Here is a 24,718-nt window from a genome sequence, read left to right on the forward strand (position 1 = left end):
GGAGGTTCTATCTTACCCCGTGCATCATTCTTATTAATCGTTTCGATAAAAAGAACAATATTACGGAAGCTATGCCAGCCATGAAAACAAAAAGCATGAAAAAATCATAAAGAGAGCTAATTTTATAACCGATAAAGCTTTTTGGATTTTCTAATTGTTGCTTTTCCAATTTACCTTGTATTTCGCTTTTTAAAGATTTATCCTTTATTTCATAAAAAGTAAGCCTATCGAAGGGAATAACATTAACTCCGTCTTTTTGTTGGATAGACTCCTCAAAGTCTTCGGACAAAAGTTGTATTGTGTTTTCTTTTTCGACTGCTTGCACGGTACTAACTTCGATCAATGGTTCGGGGTAATATCCACTCAACGTGCCGGCAAATTTATTTGCTGCTGCTGTGCTCAGATACCATATTGCCATTAGCAGTGAGGCAAAGCGTATGGGAGCCAGTTTATTTACCATAGAAAGCCCAATAGGTGATAGGCATAATTCCCCGAAAGTATGTATAGTATAAAGGCTAACCAGCCAAAGCATGCTTACTTTTACTCCGGGGGCAAGCCCTTTTACTCCGAAAGCAATTACAAGATAGCCTATAGCGAGTAAGAATAGGCCGATAGACTGTTTTACGGGCGAAGCCGGCTCTTTGCCTTTTTTACTCAACCTAGCCCATATGGCTACAAATACAGGAGCGAAAAGAATAATGGCTACTGCATTCACCGATTGAAAATAGGAAGTAGGTATAGTCCAATCGAAAAGGTCGATATGTCGGTTAGTCTGTTCTTCGGCGAAGTAAGTAAGGGAGGCTCCGGCCTGCTCGAATGCAGCCCAAAAGAATATGACGAAAAATGCTATAATATAAATCACCCATATGCGTGATCTTTCTATTTTTGTCAGTGAAGGATCAGAAATAATAAAACCCGGAGCTACTACTGCTAGAGAAAATATAACAGATCCGATAAAGTCCGTTTCTATAATACTGTATAGGATGTAGAATAAGACAATCCAAACAGCACTCCATATAATCGCAATCTTGGCTTTCGACGTTTTCTTTTCATCAGCGGGTATGTCTCCAAAAGGTTGAGATTCTACGATCTGTCTTTTCTCATCCTTGCTGTTAGGAATTACACCTATAGGTTCTCCTTCCGGTGTTTTTATATATTTGTCTTTTAACAGACTGAATACTACCACTCCGAGCAACATCCCTATACATGCAGCCAGAAATCCCCATTTGAAGTCGGCAGGATGTCCTGTATCGCCTAATATTCCGCAGATGATGGGAGCGATAAACGAACCTGTATTTACTCCCATATAGAAAATGGTATACGCCGAGTCTTTACGCTTATCATCAGGTTTATATAGTTGTCCTACCATTGTAGAGATATTCGGTTTGAAGAAGCCATTACCAAATATGAGAAAGCCCAACCCCGAAAACATAAGCATGGTTGCTACATCTACCTCTTTGAAAAAGCAACCTGATAAAAACATAAGAAATTGCCCTACAGCCATCAACAGGCCTCCTACAATAATAGAACGGCGATTACCCCAATAGCGATCAGCAAAGTAGCCTCCTATAAGGGGGGTAAGATATACCAGTCCTGTGTAGCTGCCATATATTTGAGAACCATATGCTTTATCGAAAAGTAATGCTTTTGTCATAAATAAGACAAATAGCGCACGCATGCCATAGTAGCTGAATCGTTCCCACATCTCGGTAACGAACAATAAATATATCCCTTTCGGATGCCTTTCCTTCACGGAGTTTATGTCTTCTGCCATGTTTTTGTATTAAAAGAAAAAGTCCGGTTTTGATTCCGGACTTAAGTTTTTATTTTTTCATATTCGGTTGTTCCAGTCCGTAGCCTTTTCGCTTATCCTCTGCTTTCAGCATGAGAGCCACTATAAGAGCAAGAACTCCAAAACAAGTAAATATTATCATCGGTAAAGTATAATCGAAAAGTGTTGTTACTTTTCCGTTTTCCCCTACGTTTTCTCCAATAATACAATACTTATTCAGTACCCAGCCTATTAATAAAGGAACTCCGCTAAGTCCGATATTTTGAACCCAAAAAATCAATCCATAGGCTGTTCCTAGTTTATTTTGAGGTATAATCTTAGGGACAGAAGGCCACATCGCTGATGGAACCAGAGAAAATGCGATTCCCAAAACAACCATCAATATAGCGGCAAACCACCAATAATTGAATGGAAGGGATAACAGAAAGTGCACGATGATTAATAATATTGCACCAATCGCCATAATAGTAGCTCCCTTTCCCTTTTTGTCGTAGATGCTACCAAAGAGAGGAGTTAACAAAACTGTTCCGAAAGGAAGGATTAGAGGAATTAATCCTGCTAATCTGGGTTCTACATTATATTTATTTATCATTAGGGATGTTGCAAACTTGAGAAAAGGAAACACTGCCGAATAAAATAATACACATAATACGGCTATCAACCAAAAACCCTTATTCTTTATAATAAAGAAAATATCACTCACTTTGAATGGTTCTTCCGGTTCCTCTGCTGTTTCTTTCAAGGAGGCATCAAGTCGTCTGTCCATTACACAAAAAACGAGATAAGAAATAAGACCGATACATAGAAACGCTAAACCTAACAAAATAGGTGCAGATAAACTACCTAGTCCTTCAGATAAAGGTATAGCTGTTCCAATGGCTAAGCCTGTACCTATACGGGCCACTGCTACCTGAATCCCCATTGCTAATGCCATTTCATGACCTTTAAACCATCGGGCAATAACTTTTGTGACAGTTATCCCTGCAGTTTCAATACCTACGCCAAATATTGCAAAGCCGATACTTGCAACCATTACTTGTGATTTAATTCCGAAGATTGTACCAATAAAAATTCCAGGATTGGCAACAGCATAATATTTAAGTGAACATCCTATAATCATTAATATACAGGCTATAATTCCTGTACGTCTAACTCCTAGTTTATCCAACATTATTCCACTTAATATTAGCATAAAAAGAATAACATTGAACCATCCATATGCACTGGTGAATATGCCATATTCTTGAGCACTCCAACCAAATTCCTCGCTTAGAGAGTCCATTAAAGGAGCCATTACATCTGTAATATAATACCCGCAGAACATAGTAAATGCAACAACTATAAGCACTGTCCATCGTGCAGCCTTAGAGTCATTTAGTTTTTGTCTTATTATTTCGGTCATGATTCAATAATGTGTGTTTATTAAATAGTACTTTTTAAATTTTAATACGCAAAAGTAAGGAAAAGATTCAAAATAGAATCGTTTGTCAATCTAAAACAAGTGCTTTTGAGACATTAAATAAGTTTAAATGAAATTTTGGAAAGAAACAAAGGTCAATATTTCTAATAGATGTATCTTTGCTTAAAATTTGGGAATCATGACATTGAAAGATAAACATATTGTTTTGGGTATTACTGGCAGTATTGCAGCATATAAAGCAGCGTCTTTGGCTCGTCTGTTAATCAAAGCCGGTGCGGAGGTTCAGATTGTGATTACACCTTCGGGGAAAGAATTTATCACGCCTGTTACTCTATCTGCACTCACCGGTAAGCCCGTTGTCAGCGAGTTTTTTACAGCTAACGATGGTACTTGGCATAGCCATGTCGATCTGGGTCAATGGGCAGATCTTATGCTTATTGCTCCTGCTACAGCTGCTACATTGGGTAAAATGGCAAACGGGATAGCTGACAATATGCTTATAACTACTTATCTCTCGATGAAAGCTCCCGTTATGATTGCCCCTGCTATGGACTTGGATATGTTTGCTCATCCATCCACAAGTCGCAATATGGATTTGCTGCGTTCGTATGGAAATATAATAATAGAGCCGGCTGCCGGAGAACTTGCGAGCCATCTGATAGGTAAAGGCAGGATGGAAGAACCTGAAAAGATTTTAGTTGCAGTAGAAAACTTCTTTGCCCGACAAGAAACACTTTCAAAAAAAAAAGTTCTGATAACGGCGGGACCTACTTATGAGAAAATAGATCCGGTTCGTTTTATTGGCAATTATTCTTCGGGTAAGATGGGATTTGCCCTTGCTGAAGAATGTGCTGCCCGAGGTGCAGAAGTGATATTGATAGCCGGGCCTGTAGCTTTGAAGACCATTCACCCTAACATAACCCGCATCGATGTGGAATCTGCTGAGGAGATGTACAACGCATCCGTAAAAGCTTTCCCTGAGATGGATATTGCTATATTGTGCGCTGCGGTAGCAGATTTTCGCCCTACGGAACAATATGCCGAAAAAGTAAAGCGAGGAGAAGATCTACTGAATATATCTCTTGTGCCGAATAAAGATATTGCGGCATCGCTAGGCAAAATGAAAAAAGCAAATCAGAAACTTATTGGATTTGCCCTTGAAACAAACGATGAGGAAACAAATGCATTGAAGAAAATCGTAAAGAAAAATCTCGATTTTATCGTTCTTAATTCGTTGAAAGATTCCGGTGCGGGCTTCAAATACGATACAAATAAAATTTCTATATTGGGTAGAAATGGAGAAAAGACTGATTTTCATCTAAAGAGTAAAAAAGAGGTTGCTATAGATATCATTGATGCAACTTTGGAGTAAAAGATAGGATTTTATCCTGTTGATTATCAGAAAACAAATCACGTCAAAGTTTGTTGAATTATGATGGGTACTCATATTAGCATTGTTTGATGACCAAAAAGAGACGTAGAGTAGCGATAAAAGCATTATTGATATCCGCACTATTGATTGCAATAGGGTTCGGAATCAACTGGTTTATGACTTTTCGACTCGAAGATACTTTAAACAAACGGTTGCGAGAGGAGGTTTCGAAAGCTACCAATGGATTCTACGATTGTAACTTTGAGAATCTGTCTATCGGATTGTTTTCAGGAGAGTTGTCGATCAAAGGTCTTGAACTTGTTCCCGATTCAGCTACATTTACAGCATGGCGGAATATAGACTCCCTGCCTGCCAACTATTACAAGATACATATCGGCGAAATTCACTTCAAAGGAGTTAATCTTACATGGAGAAGAAGCTATAGATACTTAAATTTCAGTTTGTTTGAGGTGAGATCTCCCAATATAGAAATATTTGAATCTGATTCAGTATATACTACCGATAAAAAAGACTCTTCAGAGATAACAAAATCTATTTATCAAACAATTTCTCCATACATAAAAGAGCTTACCGTAAATAGTATAAGATTGAAGGATGCAAATATACGCTACACGGTTGAGGATTCTGTATCTCCAATTATTTACAGCTTGACCAAAGCCCTGTTCGAAGCATATAATTTCCGACTTGATGAAAAATCAGAAATCTCGGGACACTTATTATATTGCGATGGTTTTGAGTTTGAAGCCGATGAATCTCAACAGCTTTTACATAGTGATCAGATTATATTAGAAACTGATAAAATAAAACTTAGCACATTCGAATCTTTAATAAAAATAGAGGGTGTAAAAATATTTCCATCGGAGAAATTCTGGGAGGGAAGAATATCTAAAACAGGAGGCTATTTGAAAGCAGATGTAGAATCTGTTATTGTAGAAGGAGTAAAGTTTAAACGACAAAACTTGCAAAACTTTTTAGATGCAGATAACTTTAGTGTTTCGGGTACAGATATTCAATATTACAGTGTAAAAGGAACAAGTCCCAAACAAAATAACCAAGAGAATATATCGGATACAGATCAGACATGGTCACTCTACAGTATATTGTCTCCAATTCTGCATAGTATTTCTATCGGTAAGATAGACATAGAGAAAACCCGCTTTAACTATACTCTGACGCAGAAGGGATATAGCGATACATATACGATATCCCGATTCGATTTTCATGCCGATCATTTTATTGTCGATTCTTTGTCGGAAAAGAAAAAGAAGTTCTGGTATGTAGACAATTTTACGCTTAATGGTTCTGGAATTTACGGATTGATGACCAGTAATAATTCTAATATTAAAGTTGGCAATCTGAAACTGAGTACGGTCGACAAGCATTTCAGTATATCGGATATAAAAGTAAAACCTCTCTTTACCGATTCGGCTCGAAATTATTTTTCGGGGGGAATAAAACTGATAGATGTGAGTGGGTTGGACTATACAACAGGCGTTTCGGCAAAAGATATTAATCTAGACTCTGTAGATATAAAGTTTACAAGGGTATCCCCTTCTTCTACCGCCAAATACACATCTCCGAAGCAATCTGGAAATATGGAGGATATTTTAAATTTCTTTCTTCCATATGCAGACTTTCTTTCTGTAAACAGTATAAATCTTTCGAGAGGGAGGATCGTAATTAATGACCTGATTGATAAAGATATTTATCAGGTGCAGAAGTTGAATTTCTATGCTACGAAGTTTCTTCTCGATGAGAATACCAGACGAAACAGCAGGTATTATTTTAATTGTGATGACATAGGTCTGTCGTTTTCCGATTTCGACAATTTGTTGCCCGAAAAACAATACCGATTGCAAATAAAGGAAGCAGATATATCGACACAGACAGGTAAACTGAAACTTGAAGGAGTTAATGTTATTCCTCAAAAAGAGACATGGGCAACAATTCCTAACACTTATTACGAAATAAGTTCTCCAAGAATCACTGTAGATGGATTTGATAATGATAAGTATATGGATGATAAACAGATTCATATAAGATCATTTATTCTTAATTCTCCGAAAATAGAGATTACTAAAACGGGAAATAACAGAAAAGAAAAAAATAATAACTCCGATAAGATATTAGACGGTCTTGTAAAAAGTATAGTTGCGGATAGTATCCTGATACATAAAGGACAACTGATATATAAAGATCAGCTTGATCATAAAATGTTGACAGTTGGCCTTGACCAATTTGAGACGAGAGGGCTTGATTGGATAATAAATAATAAATTTGATATTGAAAAACTCACACTGAAATCTCCGATCGTAAATACTATATCTCAAAAAGATGTAGAGAAACCCAAAGGAGGGGAAGGCGACGGTCTTCTCGGGTTATTGGGTGATAATATAAGAGTAAAAGAACTATTGGTATCAGATGCAGCGTACGAGAATAAACAGGTGTCGCAATCCATCAATTTTCAAACCCGCTTAATCGGACTATCGGGCTTAAGTTGGTTTAAACCAAATATATTTGATATTTCTACTCTGAATATTACAAGTCCATATTTGGATCTGAGTAAAAAAGGTGAGGCTAAAGCACCCGGAAATCGTGACTCTATAAATGTATATAATCTCCTTAGTCCTTATTTCAGGCAAGGAAGAGTTCAAAGCTTCAAGATTACCGATGCCAATATAAACTATTCTCATACTTTTGACGAAAAGAACGCAAAACAGCAAAAAGTTAATTCTACAAATATTGACTTTACGGGTTTGACTATTGATACAAAAAATAAGGAGTTGGATATTACCGACTTAAATTTCAGTACCAAAGATTTTTCTTTTCCTGTAATGGATGGTTTCTATACAGTAGGAATTGGCAGTGTAAATATTTCGAAACAACAGGGTAAAGCTCAGTTCTCCGATATTCGTATGATTCCTGCCTATTCGAAGACAGAGTTTGCATATCGTCATCCAAAGCATAAAGATTGGTTCGATGTCGGTGTTGGCGATGTATCTCTTTCGGGTATAGATTATCCTTTGTTGTTTTCTGATAATGTCCTTAAGGCTAACAATCTTAGTATAAATAATGTGTTGTTGCAGAACTTCAAGAATCAACAGATAGAGATACAGCATAATATTATGCCCCTCATCTACGAAAAATTGCAGAAAGCCCCTTTGAAATTTGATATAGCTACAGCAAACGTGTCAGACTTCTCAGTTGTTTATGAAGAGTTGCCCAAAAAGGGGCAGACTCCCGGAAAGATATATTTTAAAGGTATGAACGGCAAATTTGACAGGCTTACAAATATTGCTACTAATCCTTATCAATATATGAAGCTGGATGTAGATGGTAGTTTTATGGGACATGGAGCTTTTACCGCCCAATGGAATATCCCGGTAAGCCCTGACTATGATTGCTTTTCATTGAAAGTTCATCTCCCTGAATTTGATCTGCAAAACCTGAATGAAATATTTTTGCCGCTGGCAAAAGCAGAAGTGAGAAGTGGAATGCTTACCGATCTTCAATTCGAAACAGAAGCCTCTAGTACCGATGCCCGTGCCGGAATGCTGTTTTTGTATAACGACTTGAGTGTGGCCATCCTTAAGAATTCGGAGACAGAGAAACCTGATAAGTTCCTTACTAATTTGGCAAACACAATATTAAAGAAAAATAATCCTGATAAAGAAAAATCAAACCCTAGAGAATCTTATATTTATATAGATAGAGATCCTTACCATTCTACATTTAATTATTTCTGGCAGATCTTACAGCCCGCTATTGTGGAATCGGTAGGAGTATCTCAAAGCAAGCAAAACTTCATAAAGAAAGCCTCAGGCTTTTTTACTAAGGTCAAGGCCTTTTTTACAGGAAAAGGGAAAGACAAAAAGAAGAGTGAAGATACGGCTGAATAAATTAAGTTTTGCAATTACCCAACAATCATCACTGTCGGCTTACTGTTTATACATTTTACCTTGGGAAGTATTTCTTTCCTCAAATCTCTTTAATATTTTTGCAGTAAATTCGAAGTTCTTAAGCCCCCAATCAGGAGCAATCAGAAGCTGTTTGGGCGATTGAGATATAAAGCGTTCTATAATAAAGTCCGGATTCAGCCTTTCTGCAAAATCAATACAAAGATCAATATATTCATCTACTTCAAATAAATCAAACCAGTCGGGATGTTCCCTGTATTGTCTTGCCATCACAGTTCCTTTTATCAGTTGTAGCTGATGTAGTTTGACTGTAGTCAGAGGCAGTCGCGATATTTCGTCAGCATGAGCCAATATCTGATCTTTGGTTTCGTGCGGTAGTCCTAAGATAAGATGAGCGCCCGTATAAATCCCCTTGGCAGCAGTTTTTTCTATAGCATCTACACTTTCAGCATGAGTGTGTCCCCTATTTATAAAGTTGAGAGTAGAGTCAAGCGTCGACTCCAGTCCATATTCTATGATAAGAAATGTCCGTTTGTTCAATTCTGCGAAATAATCGAGTAGTTCGTCAGGCATACAGTCAGGACGCGTTCCTATAATCAGTCCCACTACATCGGGATAAGACAAGGCTTCCTCATACAATCCTATAAGCTTATCTATACTGTCATAGGTATTAGTGTAGGACTGAAAATATGCCAGATATTTCATTTCAGGATATTTGTACGAGAAAAAAGCAATTCCATCTTTCAACTGATCGCTTACAGTACGCTGTTTGCCTCCATATCCGGGGCTAAAGCTTTGGTTGTTACAATAAGTGCAGCCTCCTACCGCTTTTGAGCCATCCCTGTTGGGACATGTAAAACCGGCGTTTATGGATATCTTTTGTACTTTATATGGAAAGTGTTTTGTGAGAAGTTCACCAAACTCTTTGTAAAACTTATTCTTCATCAGTTTTGTTTCTATTTGTCTGCAAAGATACAGCAAAGCAGCTATTCTACATTATAGCATCAACTTTTTAAGATTCTTTTGCGGAGATCAGCAAGGGAAACATTTTTTAAGTTTTATAAACATTATGTCACGCAACACATCTCGCTTTTTCCGGTCTCTGTAATAGATGATAATATAAAATCCGGAATTTTTTGAAAGAGGTGATATCACACTAACCTAATTAAACCATTTTGTTAATTAAAAAAATTAATCATGAAATTAAGAAAATTTCTTGGCTTGTTCCTTTGCACCCTTTTAGTTAGTTCTGCTTTTATAGCTTGTAGTAGCGATGATGATGAAATTCCTGAAGAGAAACATCCTGTAACCATTTTCGGAACATGGAAGTATGATAAGAAAGAAGCTTTGGTAGAGGTGAAAGATCCGGAGATAGAAAAAGCTGTAACCGATGCTATACTAGGCTTAGATTTAGGAGAGAGTAATATCTATGTGTTTAGCGTGGATGGTAAATTCAAATTTAAAGAGGCTCTCGAAGCAGAGGAAGTTGCAGGTACTTATACTGTAGATGGAGAAAAGCTTACATTGACAAGCGGAGAGGATTCTAATACAGTTACTTTCAAGTCAGATACAATCTATGTATCAAATGATGTAAAATCTATCGTTGCTAAACAATTAGATATAGATGAAACCGAAATAGTGAAGGCAATAAAAGTTAATGGATTTGGAGAGATGACTAGATAGGATAGAGTGAGTAAAATTATTCTAATCTGACCTTTCCCTAGAACAGGTTTAGGGGTTTTGAGATGTAGGGAATATATTAAATTGCAGAGAAGGTTTAATGATTTGTTTCAACTATATAACTGGATGTTCTTTATACGTATCAAGGCAATAAAGAGATCTGCAATTGTAATATTCTTTTAAAGATAAATTGATCTTTTAAGTCCTCGTCTCACTATTCCTAAACATAAAGAATCTGCAAGAATGTTTACTTTTCAGTATCGATTCTTGCAGATTTTTTGTTATATCAAAGACTATGAAGCAATATTTTTATTAAGTATGATATTCTTTGTTTTCAGTGCCTGATATACTAAATCTTGTTTGTCAGAGTGCTGTATAATATCATCACACAAAGAGATTATTTCTGTATTTCTGTATGAAAGTTGAAACCAGCTTAATGCCTCAAGCATCATTATTCTGAGAGACAAATCCTCAGACTCATCTTTCGCAAAGTTTATATAATCAGAAAGCAAATAATGATTATTCATATTCCTTATATAGCGGATCGCATTTTCTCTTTCTTTTATCTTACCTTCCTTCCTTTTCATCTCTTTCATGTAATCCGAAGAAGTTTTGGCTTTAGACAGGATTGAAGCTGTAATCCTTTCGCGTGTTTGTTCTTTATCTAGCAAATTAGTATTGGTAGCTAATTGTTTGTTAAGCTCTACGATAATGATTGCTGGATCATAGAAGCTCAATGCTGTAGAAGACTTATACATAACTCGCTTAGATGTTGCATCAAATATCTGAGAATATATAATAGCAGGTAACAGTTCGGGAGAGCCGTTCTTTCCAATAAACTCCATCCCAAGTCGGCGTACTAATTCATAAGGATCAGAAACTGTAGCTTTAAGAACCTCTATGAAGTCATTATTGTTGAAGAAAGCTAATAGGTTTACACATTCCATGCGTACTGCGCCAAATTCAGATTTGAAGTAAGTTTCTTTCAATAATTTAGATAACTGCGGATAATTATTTTCTGATAGAATTTTTAATGCAATAGCCTGTATATCGGAATTAGGATTGTTTAGTAAGCTTTTCCAGTAGTTAAAGTTTTTCGATTGGAGAACTAAGCTTTTATTTAATCCTAAATCTGAACCAGAAGGGGAGAATCTGAATGTGGGGTCCCCTAGAAGATGAGTTTCCAGATAATTGATATGTTTAGCCCATAGTCCGACTCTGACCCCTTGTCCTAATAGACCAATGAATTCGTTGGGGAATTTGTCTTGTAAAGAGTTTACACTATTGCCAAGAGCTACAATGGTCTTTCCTGAACCGAAGATATATGCAGCTGCAATATATTCATCGTTATTAAATGAGCCGTTATAGCAGGCATCGAACATAACGAAACGAGCATTGGGGTTGATGTTATATAGGTCAGATAAATGAATATCCATATTTTGCTCCAGTATAGAATCTGCACTATTTAGTGAGTCTGACAAGTTGCACCAGTCGCGAGGGACATTTAGATATTTTGTATAATAGTCTATTGTTTCATCTAAATCTTTCTTTTTGCGCAGAGCTGTTCTTATTTTTCCTCTCAAATAATATTTTATTGTTTCTACGGCTTCTGTAGGATTGTCTGTAGATGGATATGCACTTATATATTGTAAATCGCTGCTGCCATGTTCATGAAAGAGGGCAACATCAAGATTATCTCGTTGAATTTCTGATAATAAATCAAATTTGTAAGGAAATTTACTTTCAAATGCAAGAAATTTGACTTGGCTTCCTGCCTTGAATAATTGAGGAAGTTGTTCTCGGAGAGAGATTTGTTCTCCTGACCATGCTTCTAAAGCTTCAGAGTTGTACCCATGTCCTCTAAACATCATAAGGTTATCCAGCTTATTAGACGCATTACGTTCTGCAACTACTTTTTTTAAGTATGCGTCTATTTGTTCATATTTATTCTTTCCGTTTTCTATTACAGGAGGTTTGATACGTGCAGAATAGATATCTGACTGTAGGCGCATAGCAGAGGTGGCTTCTAGAGAATAATAATATAATTGAGGATTTTTCTCATCTTTCTTTATTAATTTGAAGTGTAGATCAAAGTCGTCATAGAATCTGTCAGATGGGATCGAAGAGCGAGTCCATGCCATTCTTTGATCCATCTTGAATGCGCTGGATAAATGCTGTCCATCTCGAACCATGACAATAGGAATATCTCCTATTAATACACAGCCTTCAAGTCTTGTTGTTTCTTTGTACATATTCAATAGGGTCTGCCGTATTTCGTCAGCGCTGCCACCTTCGTCTATTAAGATATAGGCTGCTAATCCCTCCCTCAGGAGCATATCTCTATAGGCATTTATCGAATTTGTTGTCTGGTCGTATGTCTTTTTATCGACAACAATGGCAAAGGATGTATCATATTTGCCTGTCGGTTTTACAGTCTTCACCTGTCCCAGTATGAATATAGGACATAGAAGAAGTGTAAAAAGAATAATTTTTTTCATTTCTCGATTATTTTTTTAGTTGATCTTTTCTTATAACATAAATCCGATTGAAATTGTAGCATTTCCTCTTCTTTTATTCTCTATTTGTGGAATAAAATATCCTGAAGCTTTAGCATAAGCCTCTATCTTTTTATTGCTAATAGAAAGAGGGAACGAATGTTGCAAGTCTGCACCTATTTTCCAATAGTTGGCAGACAAAACTGAATAATCGGCAACAAGTAATTCTTTTACGATTTTATGGTCAGGTTTTAGACCTCCATAAAACAGATTGCAATCAGATGCCTTTGAGTATGTAACATCTGCTCCTATGAGAATACTCCCTTTCCATGGAAGGAATTTTGTTTTCAGATTATATTTTCCATGCAAGTTTAAGTTATATCTTCCTATATCTTGTTTCGATTTACCAACACCCTGTTGAGGAAGAAGATATTCTTCTTTGTAGGATAGGTATGTTAATGTTGTTCCTACATTCCAATCATATCCATTCTTATTGGTCAAGAACAAATCATAGTTCATTTTATACATCTGATTTTTCATTGAATAGCGTTTTTTCTTGTAAGATATGACGTATTCAGAAGCATCATTAGGATCTACTTTCTTATCATAAAATAATCCGTCTGTACTAGACAAAGATAAATCTAAGTTTATCTTATGCACACTTTCTTGGTTATTGATAACTAATGCCGAAGAAGCATGATATATGTCCGTAAGTGTTTTTCCAGTATTAAGTAGTTGATTTGATCCGTCTATCACATCCTCATAAGCTTCTTTATATCCTGCATTGAAAATGAAATTGCGATTATTGACATTATGCCCATATTGTATTTCAAACCCAGTAGTATTTCCTTTGTATTCACGTCTTGCACTTCTTGTTGTTGTTTCCTCGAATGCACCTACTCCATATAATTTATAGATAATTTGTGCATAATCGCTATATTCAAGGCTGATACTGGAAGTCTCTCTCTGATTCTTGAAATAAAATGTAGCTCCTATATTGTTTTTATTATCCAGTGCCCATACTAGAGATGGGGTTACAGTGAGTTGGTAAAAGGTGTTTAATGGACGAGGATCTAATTGCTTTGCTCCTGTAGACACTTTATAATTGAAGCCTATTCCTGCAAAAATTTGATTGAATATTTTACGAGAAGATGCCTTCGCTGAAAGATTGTAGTATTGTAATTTCCATTCGGAAGACCGATCATCAGCTATTATAAACGGATTTCCTCTGAAAGGGTCTATTATGGATGCATTAAAACGGCTATCTTCTTTGGATTCGTTTTCAAAAGAAAACTTACCCCATAAGTATCCTCCATAAAGAGGGATTAGTCCTTCTGCATTGAATAAGAAACCTGTATTCTTTTTTCCTTCTTGTTGGCGTCGAAAATCCCCTTTTGTATAAGAATATCCTCCATAGACGTTGGTATATTGCATTTGTTTAGATGAACTTAATCCAGCGGCATTTTGTGTCTCAAACCACAAATTTGTTGAATGAAATAAATCTAAAGAGGATGGGGTTACTGAATTTTCTGAAGGTATGTATTGAGCATTTACATTTGTAAATCCTGAAAGAAAACAAAGTATAAAGGATAATGTATATAATCTTATTGAGTAATTCATTGCTTTATCTATTTCTTATTAGTTATTCAAATAACGTCTTATTTGTGGAGTATCCATTACCTCAAAATCTTCTGACGAATTATTTGTATCTTGAAATATAATACGCCCTTCAGGTGTCGTTTCTTTAATTTTGCGAGCAACACTCTTTGCAATCCAGCCTGCTCCAACAGTAGCAAAGCCTGCATCAATGGATGCTGGGAATTTTTTATCTAAATACTTGCTTTCGTCTGCTATACAATCTACTGCATCAAGTACTGCTTTCTTTGGTATTTTTACACTTGCTTTTGTAGATCCTAGAGCATTGGATGGTAAAACAATGTCATTAGGATCGAAAGGATAATCTAACTTATATAAGATCATACCATTTCCACCATATGCTAAAGACCAAAATTTAGTAGTGGTGGTTTTGTATATTGCAATCATATTAGTTGCAGGGTAATCAAGAGGTGTACCACTCGTTTTTTCTACATAAGTTTCATAGTCTGAGCTGGTCAGATCAAGTCTACTGAGAGCGGTGGTGTGATTTGTTGCTGATATTGCAATTACTATGCTTTTACCCGGTTCTAAAGGTACATCTTTTCCTGTTCCCGGTATCATCCATACTTCGTTACTGAATAAATTGTCTTTTGCTGCTTCACCAAAGTCGTAATCTACTTGTCCCGAGTGTGATGCATTAGCTAGACAGACACTATCTAAATATATGACTTCTTCAGAGTTGTTATATATTTCAAAGAACTTATCGTATAAGTAGTTTGAATTGGAATCGGTCTTAGATCCACAATAATACATTTCTTTGAATATGAGGAAGGACTCCATAGACTCTTCTATGTTTACAACGATTGGTTTACCTTCTGTATAGTCATAAATCTCAACGTTGGAGAGGTTGGCATTAAGAACATAACTACTCTGTTTCCCATAAATCTCCATTGCTTCATCTTGAGTTAGCTTCCCGGTAACACTGATGATATATTGACCCGGAACAAGATTCTCTAATTTTATATCTTCTATCTTATATACCCTTTTTTCAAATACTTGCCCAAATCCACCTGAAAGATTGGTAAATTTAATTATTAGAGGATTTGAAAGGGTTCCGGTATAATCTCCTAGTTTGAGAGAAATAGTTGCTTTTACTTCTTTAAAGTCTTCAGTTTTTTCATCAGTACAAGAATTTGTCAAAATCAAAGCAACAATAAACAATAAGTATTTTGATATATATTCCATAATTCTTCAAGTTATTTTTAATATTTTATTACCAGGGTATTTTGGCGGATAATTCTAGTCCAAAGAAGATAGGGGGATTGAATTGATCATAATTACCATACCTTTTCGATTTGATACGTGGGTTGTAAGAAAATATATTATTAGCAAAGAAAGATACATTTATGTTTTGCCCTATTTCTTTTGTCAGATTCATATTGAAGCACCATAGTATAGGTAGCGATTCTTTTATGTGACGAGATGGTGCTACTGTACGTTTAATATCAGAAAATTTAGGATCAGATATTTTATCAGGGTCGAAGTCGTAACGCTTTCCATCGCTGAGAGATATGTAGGCAACTGGAATACTGTCATTTCCTAATATATTCTTGTCTTTATTTATCCAGGTAGTAGTTGCTGAAAGAGATATAACAAAACCTATTTCAGGAATATTATGAACTAGTCTTAGTGTTGTTACAAAACGATCTCGTTGCGATTTCTCAGCCTTAGCTTCATATACACCTATGTTTTTAATATATGAAGGGTTAGTGATATTATTATTATAATAAAATTCTTGACTGCTATATGTCGTGTTTTTTATGTAACCTCCATTGAGGATAAATGATGTACGGATAGCATCGAATCGTCCCAAGTCGAGGTCGAAGTCAAAGCCTTTTGTTTCTGAGGCAATATTATTCTGAGGGGAATTATATGCTAGAAACAGGTTTTGAGTAGACGCGGCTAACCCCGCTCCTGTATTGGTGTATTTGGTGTATTCTATTCGACTGATGGCAGTGCCAAAGCCATATCCATTATTCATTTTATCCTGATATGCAGTTATGTGCAGAGATTTATTGCCAAGAGATAAATCTATCCCTATTTCTGCTTTTTTACTTTTTGCTAATTTTAGGTCTTTATTTCGTGCGCTAAATGCTCTAGTTGTAGTTATGTGTAAATAATCTTCAGGAGCTACTGCGGGATTATTGGCATTGGTATAATTCTGTAAATCGAAATATGCCGTTTCCGGATACAAATAAGTTAGGGGTAAGGATTTTACAACATGTCCATACCCTCCTCTGATAAAGAGCTTTTTCTTTATTATCTCAAAGGATGCGTTTAAACGGGGGGATATTTCACCTTTGATTTCTTTTTGTTTATCGTAACGCAATCCAGCCTGAAAGTTAAGGTCATGTCCATTTATATTTAGATTAAGATTCTCCTCTATAAATAACCCTAATTGTTTAATGAATGGTATGTCTTTGAATGAACGCATACGTATAGCACGTGTATTATTTGAAACAGGAGGAGTGCTTTGGTCATAAGTTTTTCCTTTTCCGTTATTTCCTTCCGAACGGTAATCCCCTCCTACAAAAAACCTGTTTTTTGCTATTTCTCCAACAGAATTGGCAAAAGTAGCTCTAGTAGATAAAAATGTATTCCACTCTTTTCCGTCTATATTATAGTGCATTAGATATTCGTAAGGAAGAAAAATATTGTATGCATTTTTATCGCCTTCACTCCATTGTGTTATCGGCTTTCCGTCCACATCATTAATTGATTGTCCTGGCCTATTAGTTACCACCGTACCATCGCTCATCGCTGTCGATATAATATTCGATGCATTACTTACCATGGTTTGATAAAATCCTTCACGGTCGGTATAGGATGTGGAAAATGTATAATGTATAGACTTAAACCACTCTTTGTTAAATTGATAAACACCATTTGTATTAAAACGAAAACCTTGATTGGTTGCAGATTTCTTTACTTTGTTTTTTATGTCATCTTCATCTTGCTTTTTATTGTCTTTTGAATATATAATATCCAAACTGGTATTTGTTCTTAATTTATCGAATAAGGTGTTCGAATATAAGAATTTTGTTGTATACCGATCGTAAGTTTCCAAGGCTACAGTTTGTTTATCTGTAGAGTGTGCATAGTCGAGACTTATGTTTAGATTTCCAGATTTTTCTCCAAGCTTATAACCCCCTGTTAATGATGTTTGTGTAATATTCGGATTGACTTTGAATCGCACTTGTAATGGAGATTTACCTGCTTTCGATCTAATTATAACTGCTCCGGATGTTACATCTCCATACTGTACAGATGCTATACCTTTTATTACATCTATCGACTCAATGTTGTCAGTCGATATTTGCCGTAGATCAATACCAGATCCGGCAGATGTTTCAAAGTTTGCATTGTTTCCTGCAGTGGCAGTATTAAGTATCTGTAAATTTGCATTGTTAGAAATAGGAGCATTATCCATTATTATAGATGTACCCATACTATTCATCGCATTAACGGATTTAATAGCAGCTGTAGAATTAACTTTTCCATCCTCATAGTTACGTAAAACTGCATTACTAACTCCTGCTAGAGATTGATTAGTTGGTACAGCTCCCGGCAAAAGATTTAGTACATCATTTAATGATGTGGCTTGAATATGATCCATTGCAGATCTTGAAATAGTTGTTACAGGTACAGCTCCTTCTTGACGCTCTTTTGCTGTTACTTCAACTTCTTTAAGCCGCAAAGAGTTCTGTTCCATATAAAAATTTCTACTTGTAGAAGAATCTACAACTATAGATTGGCTGACAGTTACCATTCCGAGACATTGAATTACTATTTTAGTATTTCCTTTAGAGATATTTTTAATGGTAAATGTTCCGGCTTTGTCTGTCACACCCCACAGATCATACTCAGGAAGAATAATTGAAACACCTTCTTAAGAGGTTTGTGAGATACATCTCTAAATAATTTATTAGTAAATATTTTTAGTTTGAAAATTTTGAAAATTAAAAAAATAAAAGTACGTTTGTTTAACTAAAATTATATCAATATTAACTTAAATTTATGGCTATGACAAAATTTTTTTATGTTTTCTTTACTCTATTGCTCGTTTCTCTTTTTGTCGGATCTTCGGGGTGTTCAGATCAAGATCAGTTTGATTTAAAAGAAAACGATTCACCAAAAGAAACTAAAGGGCGTACTCATATGAAGTGGACCTGTGTTGTATGTGACTATTGTTATTCTGTAGAAGAAGGAGATCCTGATAACGGGGTGCCTCCACATACTTATTTTATGGATCTGCCAGAAGATTGGTGTTGTCCAGTCTGTGAATCTGAAAAAGATATGTTTCGTCCTATTATGGAATAATATTAATAGAGACTATTTGAGTTACTTCAAATAGTCTCTTTGTTTATAGTTTTTAGCTTATTTTTCTTGACTTTTTGTATAACTTAGATATTGTCTTTCAAAGCCAAAGTTTGTTTGCGAATAGAAAAGAAAATGTTTTTTCAGATTCTTAGCTAATGGACACTTTCTCGGTTTTTCTTTATTTTAAAATGAGAATGTATTACATTTTTCTCACTCTATCTTGTATTTGTTCTTCCTCCCACTGGTTTTCAAATCTTTTATTTGAAATGAGAAATCCCAATTGTTATAAAATGTAGCTCGTTCTATCTTTAATAAGATCCTATTTCGTCCAGCTTTAAGGTTCAATTGGCATTGATGCTCGTCTGTAATAAGGTTTTCACTTCCTTTTTCTTTGAACACTGATATTCCGTTGCAAAATAGTTCTAGTCTGCCAGTAAAGCCGAGACTTGCAGTTACTGTCTGCTCCGTTTTCGACTCCAATGTACAGAAAGCATAAGCAACTGCTTCGCCATTTTCTTCGAGAGGTGTATCCAGTAAAACTCTGTCGGAAAAAGGGGAAGAATACTTCATCCACTTGATATTTTGTCCCTTTTCGTCGAAAAAGGAAAATCCCGGAAAAGGGGCAGCCTTACCTTCACCTTCCATTCCTTTCAGAAAATCGGTGTCAAATGTAGCTCCTTTTCCAAGAGCAAAGGACGGGGATATAAGCCAATATGTAAAATATGACCCTTCGAGTTCTCTAATATCTAGGCGTATATCGGCCGGAGCGATTAAAGGTAAACCTTGCTTAAAATAGCTGACCGATTTGTTGAATGAGTTTATCATATCGTCATAATCGTTCAGCACCTTATTGAACGGATCCATTGCAAAGTCGTTCCAATAATCGCGATTTTCACTTTTCCATATGGCATCAAAGTCTTTTTGTACTTGAGCCAGATTGTTTCTACATTCTGTTATATTTGCATAGGCTCTATTTAGTAAAGTTTTTGCTTCCTCTTTGTCCCTATACTGAATATCAATAGCCTCTGTGTATAACGATGCAGCTTCGGCTAATTTTAGTTTGGCTTGTGCTAGATACTTATATTCGTCGGATACTATACCGAACGCTTTATATTCCCTCGTGTAATTTTTCGCAGTTTGTCTCTTTAAAATCGAATCTACTTCGAGACAGGCTTCATACACATCCTCCCAATCGGCCAAACTATACTTGTTAAACTGTCCTCTTTCGGGAATAATAGTTTTCCAGAAAACGATTTCGCTCATATTGTCCAGAGCTTCAATTTCGCTCATTTTGGTTATCTTGTGAATTGCAGTAAACAGCTCTTTGCCTTCGCTCTGGTATATTGCTTTCGACAGGCGATTGTCGAAGTTGTCCAATTCTTTATCGTTCGGGTTCCATGAATGCTCAGCTCCATAAGCTATTCCATACCAATCGCGGTCGAAAGTATGCAATCCTCCATCGTCCCAAACGGTATTGAGTACACCCATAGCACCTTTTTTCGCACCTTCTTTTATAAACTTACGTATGTTAGGTATTGCCATTTTATAATCGGGCGAAATCCGATACGAATTGAGAACGCCTGTACATATCATAAAATCGAAACCTCTTTCTACAAATGGATCTATCCACTTGGCATATGAATCGTAATCACTATATTCCCAAGTCATCATCACAGCATCTTTAGGTAATATATCTAAGACTTCGGGATGTTGCAACACTATATCACCCCACATCATCATACGTTTACCATTGTTTTTCAATAAGTCCGATAATTGGTTTATATAGTCGGTATATACACGTCCTGCACCAAATTCTTTCACTTTCTGCGCAGACGGACCCCGTCCCATATCGAATGTTTCATCACAGTTTACATGAAAAAATTTCGAATCGAAAGCTGGGCTCATTTCAGCATAAATATCCCTCATAAACTCGAGAGTCTCGGGTTTTGTAGGAGCATACATCGTATTACTTTCAGCTATGTTTCTGAACTTAGGATTGAGCAGTACTTTTTCGGCATGGCCAAGCGATTGGAAATTAGGTATTAGTTCTATATAATATTGCTTTGCATAGTCTGACAATTCTTTCCATTCGGCAATAGATAAGGCTCCGGCAGGAGGTGCAAATTCGGGATGTTTCTCTGTGCGTACAACATGCTCTGTATAGTAAGTCAGGGTGTTTATTTTCAACTCGGCCAGTCGCCTGATCTGATACTTCATATATTCCATGCTTGGCACAGGACCACGACTTATGTCATCCATCACTCCACGATATTTCAGTGCAGGTTTGTCTATTATATGTACACCTTGGATCGCATTGTTCTTAGCTCCACGAATCAGTTGTATCAACGATTGTCGTCCATAGAATAATCCTTGCTCTGTATTTGCTGCCAGTACAATCTTATTATTGTCGATGAATAGCTCATAACCTTCGTCACCTAATTCTTCTTTAAAGAACCCCAGCTTCTGGAAGATGGCATCTAAATCGGTACTTTGATTGCGGACACCGATGTAAAACCTTTTGATGAGACTGTTGTTCTCTTTCAAACACTTTTCGTAGTCGATTCCTTTTTTTAAAATAAATTTCTTGTTTGTAGTTTTTACTTTATATGGTAAGGGCACTATATCTACCGCAAACATGTGAAGTGAAAAGAATAGTGATAATAGAAATATGCTTATTTTAGATTTCATACTTTATTTATTTTTTGTTGAAGAAATAGTACATTTCAGTGCCGAATGTGAGTATGGCACCCATTCCTCGAGGATCGCTGTCCAGAGTTTTCTGGCTTTTATAATAATCAGCATTCATGCCCATATCTGTACCTTGACAGATGCCATGTACCACGCCTTTTTCGTCTATCTGTGCTGCTACGGCATTCCAAGCTTTTATCAATTGAGGAGCATATTGATACGAAATCCATTTATTGTTAATTGCCCTTGCCAGAGCTAAACCGAACATGGCGCTACCGGATGTTTCGAGATACGAATCGGAATCGTCGGCTATCTGATGCCATAGGCCGTTGTCTGATTGGTATTTGAGTAAAGTAACCAGTCGCTTGGTGAATATGTCTTTTATCTTTTTATAATCTTTGTGGGTTACAGGTATTTCCATTAGTGTTTCGGACATAGCCCACACTATCCATCCGTTTGCCCTCGACCATGCCACAGGTGATAATTCTCCTTTCTTGTCGAACCATCCATGACGGCAAAGATTAGTGTTGCGATCTGTAAGGTGCTTGTTCATTTGTAACACCTGAAGAGCTGCCTCATCGTACAACATCTTATCATTGTTCAATTTAGCCATCCGCAACAAGAACGGAACAGACATAAACATATCATCAGCCCACACTGTCTGTTCTATTGGTTCGGGACGGCACAGTGTACCATCGGCTAGGCGCGATTGTTTATTCAGAACATAATCGAGTGTTTGTTCGAGTATCTCTTTGTGCAGCGGTTGTGTAAAAGCTATAGAGGCAGTTTCGGCCAGAGGTAAGGCTGCCCCGCTGGTATCATCGAGCATTGTAGCACGGAAAAGACGGAAGTATGTTCCTCTTAATACCCGATCAGATAAGTATTGTTTTTTGAAGAATTGGTAGTTGTCGAATATATGTTTATTGTACTTGTAGACAAATGCCTGATAATTGTAATCGTTCGAAGCTTTATAGAGATTCTGTATTCCCAGAATAGTATTCGAGTTTGCATAATGCCAATCAGCGTTAAATCCTTTTTTGTTTTTTGTAAAAGGAGAGACCTTCAGTGCTTGCTGAATTGTTGGCTGTTGCATGTGCCACGAGACAATCTGACCGTTATATGTATAATATTCTCGCATTGTTCTCTCAGGTTCAAATATAGAATCTATTACATTCGTAAAGCCCGTTTCAAGAGACTCGGTTATCAACCAGTTGTTTATATGCGAATCTGCTATATTATTTTTTATTTCTACTGCTTTGTCAAACTCCCTATTGGATTTCAATGCACAGCATGTGAAGTCAAGCCCTTTATTTTTGCCTGAGACTTTTACGAGAAGACAGTTCTCTCCTTTGTTCAGATTAATTTTTAACTCGTTGTCGAACCTGAAGCGGTTGTATGTATATTCTTCAAATTGCTCTTTTTTTGATTCTCCGGTGAAGATGAGCTTTCCGTTCAAATAAAGTTTTATATCGCCTCGAAAGGAAAAACCGAATGTCACCTCTTTACCTTCTTGGCTGTTTATACTCATAGCACCGTAAGCTATTTTGTTGGCGCTGTCAAGTATTGCTTTGTCTATCTGTAAACGAGAAACATTTGCATTGAATGTGATAACCTTTGGTTCAAAATCGAAAAGGGTATTGAGAATAAGGTTATCCGCAGCCTTTTTGGTAAGTTGTAATACTTCTTCGGCTTTTGTCATCGGTTGGGTTGCGATAGATGATGCCCATGTGGTTATCCGTTCGCCTTTGGTGCTTTCTGGTTTGTCGGAAACAGACAGGTAAATATTATTCTGAGGTAGGTTCTCTTTTGCAGTCAGAACCAGTAAGTAATTGTCGTCGTGCAACGAAAAGTGCTGAAAAGTGATTCCATTCAGGGCGAAATATTCCGGTCTGATAGTTTGCTCACTAAGAGGATATGAAAACCAAAGTTTTAGTGTATTATTTTCTATCTTATGTTTTACAATACGCGGCATTTCTTGCTCGGGCATCTCCTCACCCGGTTCTACATATCGAAAAACAGGCCCTTCGACCAATTTTCCATCATCGTATGCACCTATATCTAGTTTGTCGCCTGTATAGTAGATAGGAAAATTATCGAGTACGATTCCGGCATCTTTGCAAGGCGAGCCTTCTTCCAAGAGAAAATTTCCGTACTTGCCATCTACGAACATCGGGTCTGCAACAATGCTCGGATATCTGCCTGTTTCTATCACTTTGTCAGGAAAGGGAATATTGGCACAATCATTTTCGAATAAGTTATTTTTTCCAAGGTGATATATACCGACTGTTTCGTTGTGCGAAAGGTGATAGGCATTGTTGAAGTGATGGATATTATCGTTGTGCCAGTATGAGGTATTGACACTTCCGAGTACATCGCTATCTACCTGCCAGCTATTATTGAAAATGTAGAACGGGGCAGTCAGTCTGCGCTCTCGGCCTGCTGTTTTAAATATAGTCCATCCGTCGTTGCAGTCGGGAAGTTTTACTCCGGTATTTCCATAAAAATAGATAGGGCCACCGCCTACTTCGGTTACCGAAATAAAAGCATGACTGTTTATCATCTTATTGTGATAGAAGTGGAGGTTTTTGCAATATACCTCGGGCTCGAAGGCATTGTCTGCTGAATTCTCGATCACATTACGATAAATCTCTCCGTTTGTACAAGCCAGAGTGTCGTTTTCGGCATCTCCCATTATCGACAGGCGTATTCCGTTATATACATTCTTTATGTAATTATCTCTGATAACAAAAGAGCCGCTAATCATCTTTGCCTGAAATATGCTGCCATTGTAGTGTTTAAACTCTCCGTGATGTAGCTCGCTCCACGAGTATTTGTCTTCTTTTGTCCAAACGTGTTCTCCCTGTTCCCAATAACAACCTTCTACAAGGAAATGATGACTTTTTCGTCCTTCGGCAAAAAGAGCACGTCGTCCGCCTTCTATTGTTGAATTAGTGAGCGATATATAACTCGAATTGTAGGCTCGTACAACATCTACCCAGCAATTTTTGAACGACAGGTTGTCTATTGTAACCCACGAACTATTTTCGATATATATCCCATAATTTTTCAGATTACTGTCGGGTACAGTTGCCCCACCGTCTATTGTAGTGTTTTTCCGATCTTCGCCCCGTATTACAATCGGTTTGTCATGTATTCCTGTTTTATTGGAAAGGAGTAAGTTTACATGATAATATCCTTTTTTCAACAGAAGTGTGTCTCCACCCTGAAGTGAGGCTAGTCTATTATTGATTGCCTTTGTCGACATCTTATCATTAACTACGATGGTCTTTCCTGAAGCCCAAATGCTTACCATAGCCATTGCTGCGATGAGGCCAAGCTGTAACTTACTCATAGGTT

13 protein-coding genes are annotated in these 24,718 nt (G+C 36.7%); 4 read left to right on the forward strand and 9 right to left on the reverse strand.

Annotated features, from left to right (window positions below; all coding sequences use genetic code 11):
- Positions 1 to 7: 7 nt before the first annotated feature.
- A complete protein-coding gene (locus tag BGC7_RS08445) occupies positions 8 to 1,774 on the reverse strand; it encodes a peptide MFS transporter (protein WP_050701148.1) in 1,767 nt (588 codons plus the stop codon).
- A gap of 49 nt (positions 1,775 to 1,823) precedes the next feature.
- Positions 1,824 to 3,194 (reverse strand): MFS transporter, encoded by a 1,371-nt coding sequence (locus tag BGC7_RS08450; protein WP_050701149.1) that lies wholly within the window; start codon positions 3,192 to 3,194, stop codon positions 1,824 to 1,826.
- A gap of 196 nt (positions 3,195 to 3,390) precedes the next feature.
- Here BGC7_RS08450 and coaBC point away from each other — a divergent pair, with 196 nt between their 5' ends.
- Positions 3,391 to 4,584, forward strand: a complete 1,194-nt coding sequence (gene coaBC, locus BGC7_RS08455; RefSeq protein ID WP_050701150.1) for a bifunctional phosphopantothenoylcysteine decarboxylase/phosphopantothenate--cysteine ligase CoaBC — start codon at positions 3,391 to 3,393, stop codon at positions 4,582 to 4,584.
- Between the two features lie 89 nt (positions 4,585 to 4,673).
- On the forward strand, positions 4,674 to 8,504 hold the full coding sequence (locus BGC7_RS08460; protein WP_050701151.1) for a hypothetical protein: 3,831 nt from the start codon (positions 4,674 to 4,676) through the stop codon (positions 8,502 to 8,504).
- A gap of 39 nt (positions 8,505 to 8,543) precedes the next feature.
- On the opposite strand, the gene BGC7_RS08465 is transcribed toward BGC7_RS08460, so the two are convergent.
- A complete protein-coding gene (locus BGC7_RS08465; protein ID WP_050701152.1) occupies positions 8,544 to 9,467 on the reverse strand; it encodes a tRNA modification radical SAM protein MnmL/YtqA in 924 nt (307 codons plus the stop codon).
- Between the two features lie 252 nt (positions 9,468 to 9,719).
- On the opposite strand from BGC7_RS08465, the gene BGC7_RS08470 reads away from it, so the two are divergent.
- Positions 9,720 to 10,205, forward strand: a complete 486-nt coding sequence (locus tag BGC7_RS08470; protein WP_050701153.1) for a hypothetical protein — start codon at positions 9,720 to 9,722, stop codon at positions 10,203 to 10,205.
- A gap of 290 nt (positions 10,206 to 10,495) precedes the next feature.
- On the opposite strand, the gene BGC7_RS08475 is transcribed toward BGC7_RS08470, so the two are convergent.
- From BGC7_RS08475 to BGC7_RS08490, 4 genes are read right to left on the reverse strand one after another with little or no spacing between them, the layout of a single operon-like run.
- Complete coding sequence (locus tag BGC7_RS08475; protein WP_050701154.1) at positions 10,496 to 12,700, reverse strand: HEAT repeat domain-containing protein; 2,205 nt, start codon at positions 12,698 to 12,700, stop codon at positions 10,496 to 10,498.
- 30 nt (positions 12,701 to 12,730) lie between these two features.
- Entirely contained in the window at positions 12,731 to 14,317 is a 1,587-nt protein-coding gene (locus BGC7_RS08480) for a DUF6850 family outer membrane beta-barrel protein (RefSeq protein WP_050701155.1), read from the reverse strand.
- A gap of 18 nt (positions 14,318 to 14,335) precedes the next feature.
- Positions 14,336 to 15,538 (reverse strand): DUF4876 domain-containing protein, encoded by a 1,203-nt coding sequence (locus tag BGC7_RS08485; RefSeq protein WP_050701156.1) that lies wholly within the window; start codon positions 15,536 to 15,538, stop codon positions 14,336 to 14,338.
- Positions 15,539 to 15,566: 28 nt separating this feature from the next.
- On the reverse strand, positions 15,567 to 18,230 hold the full coding sequence (locus tag BGC7_RS08490; RefSeq protein ID WP_347339002.1) for a TonB-dependent receptor plug domain-containing protein: 2,664 nt from the start codon (positions 18,228 to 18,230) through the stop codon (positions 15,567 to 15,569).
- A gap of 146 nt (positions 18,231 to 18,376) precedes the next feature.
- Between BGC7_RS08490 and BGC7_RS18315 the strand changes: the two genes are divergently transcribed.
- Positions 18,377 to 18,673 (forward strand): rubredoxin, encoded by a 297-nt coding sequence (locus BGC7_RS18315; RefSeq protein WP_347338999.1) that lies wholly within the window; start codon positions 18,377 to 18,379, stop codon positions 18,671 to 18,673.
- A 210-nt stretch (positions 18,674 to 18,883) separates the two neighbouring features.
- Here BGC7_RS18315 and BGC7_RS08500 read toward each other — a convergent pair whose 3' ends face one another.
- A complete protein-coding gene (locus BGC7_RS08500) occupies positions 18,884 to 21,361 on the reverse strand; it encodes a family 20 glycosylhydrolase (protein ID WP_082206574.1) in 2,478 nt (825 codons plus the stop codon).
- A 7-nt stretch (positions 21,362 to 21,368) separates the two neighbouring features.
- On the reverse strand, positions 21,369 to 24,713 hold the full coding sequence (locus BGC7_RS08505; RefSeq protein ID WP_050701160.1) for a glycoside hydrolase family 88 protein: 3,345 nt from the start codon (positions 24,711 to 24,713) through the stop codon (positions 21,369 to 21,371).
- Positions 24,714 to 24,718: the final 5 nt, after the last annotated feature.

The sequence above is a fragment of the Dysgonomonas sp. BGC7 genome, assembly GCF_001261735.1.
Taxonomy (GTDB): domain Bacteria; phylum Bacteroidota; class Bacteroidia; order Bacteroidales; family Dysgonomonadaceae; genus Dysgonomonas.

What these genes read in the sequence shown, in the direction of transcription:
- BGC7_RS08445 (WP_050701148.1), bottom strand. Translation starts at nt 1,774, where the DNA reads ATGGCAGAAGACATAAACTCCGTGAAGGAAAGGCATCCGAAAGGGATA.
- BGC7_RS08450 (WP_050701149.1), bottom strand. Translation starts at nt 3,194, where the DNA reads ATGACCGAAATAATAAGACAAAAACTAAATGACTCTAAGGCTGCACGA.
- coaBC (WP_050701150.1), top strand. Translation starts at nt 3,391, where the DNA reads ATGACATTGAAAGATAAACATATTGTTTTGGGTATTACTGGCAGTATT.
- BGC7_RS08460 (WP_050701151.1), top strand. Translation starts at nt 4,674, where the DNA reads ATGACCAAAAAGAGACGTAGAGTAGCGATAAAAGCATTATTGATATCC.
- BGC7_RS08465 (WP_050701152.1), bottom strand. Translation starts at nt 9,467, where the DNA reads ATGAAGAATAAGTTTTACAAAGAGTTTGGTGAACTTCTCACAAAACAC.
- BGC7_RS08470 (WP_050701153.1), top strand. Translation starts at nt 9,720, where the DNA reads ATGAAATTAAGAAAATTTCTTGGCTTGTTCCTTTGCACCCTTTTAGTT.
- BGC7_RS08475 (WP_050701154.1), bottom strand. Translation starts at nt 12,700, where the DNA reads ATGAAAAAAATTATTCTTTTTACACTTCTTCTATGTCCTATATTCATA.
- BGC7_RS08480 (WP_050701155.1), bottom strand. Translation starts at nt 14,317, where the DNA reads ATGAATTACTCAATAAGATTATATACATTATCCTTTATACTTTGTTTT.
- BGC7_RS08485 (WP_050701156.1), bottom strand. Translation starts at nt 15,538, where the DNA reads ATGGAATATATATCAAAATACTTATTGTTTATTGTTGCTTTGATTTTG.
- BGC7_RS18315 (WP_347338999.1), top strand. Translation starts at nt 18,377, where the DNA reads ATGACAAAATTTTTTTATGTTTTCTTTACTCTATTGCTCGTTTCTCTT.
- BGC7_RS08500 (WP_082206574.1), bottom strand. Translation starts at nt 21,361, where the DNA reads ATGAAATCTAAAATAAGCATATTTCTATTATCACTATTCTTTTCACTT.
- BGC7_RS08505 (WP_050701160.1), bottom strand. Translation starts at nt 24,713, where the DNA reads ATGAGTAAGTTACAGCTTGGCCTCATCGCAGCAATGGCTATGGTAAGC.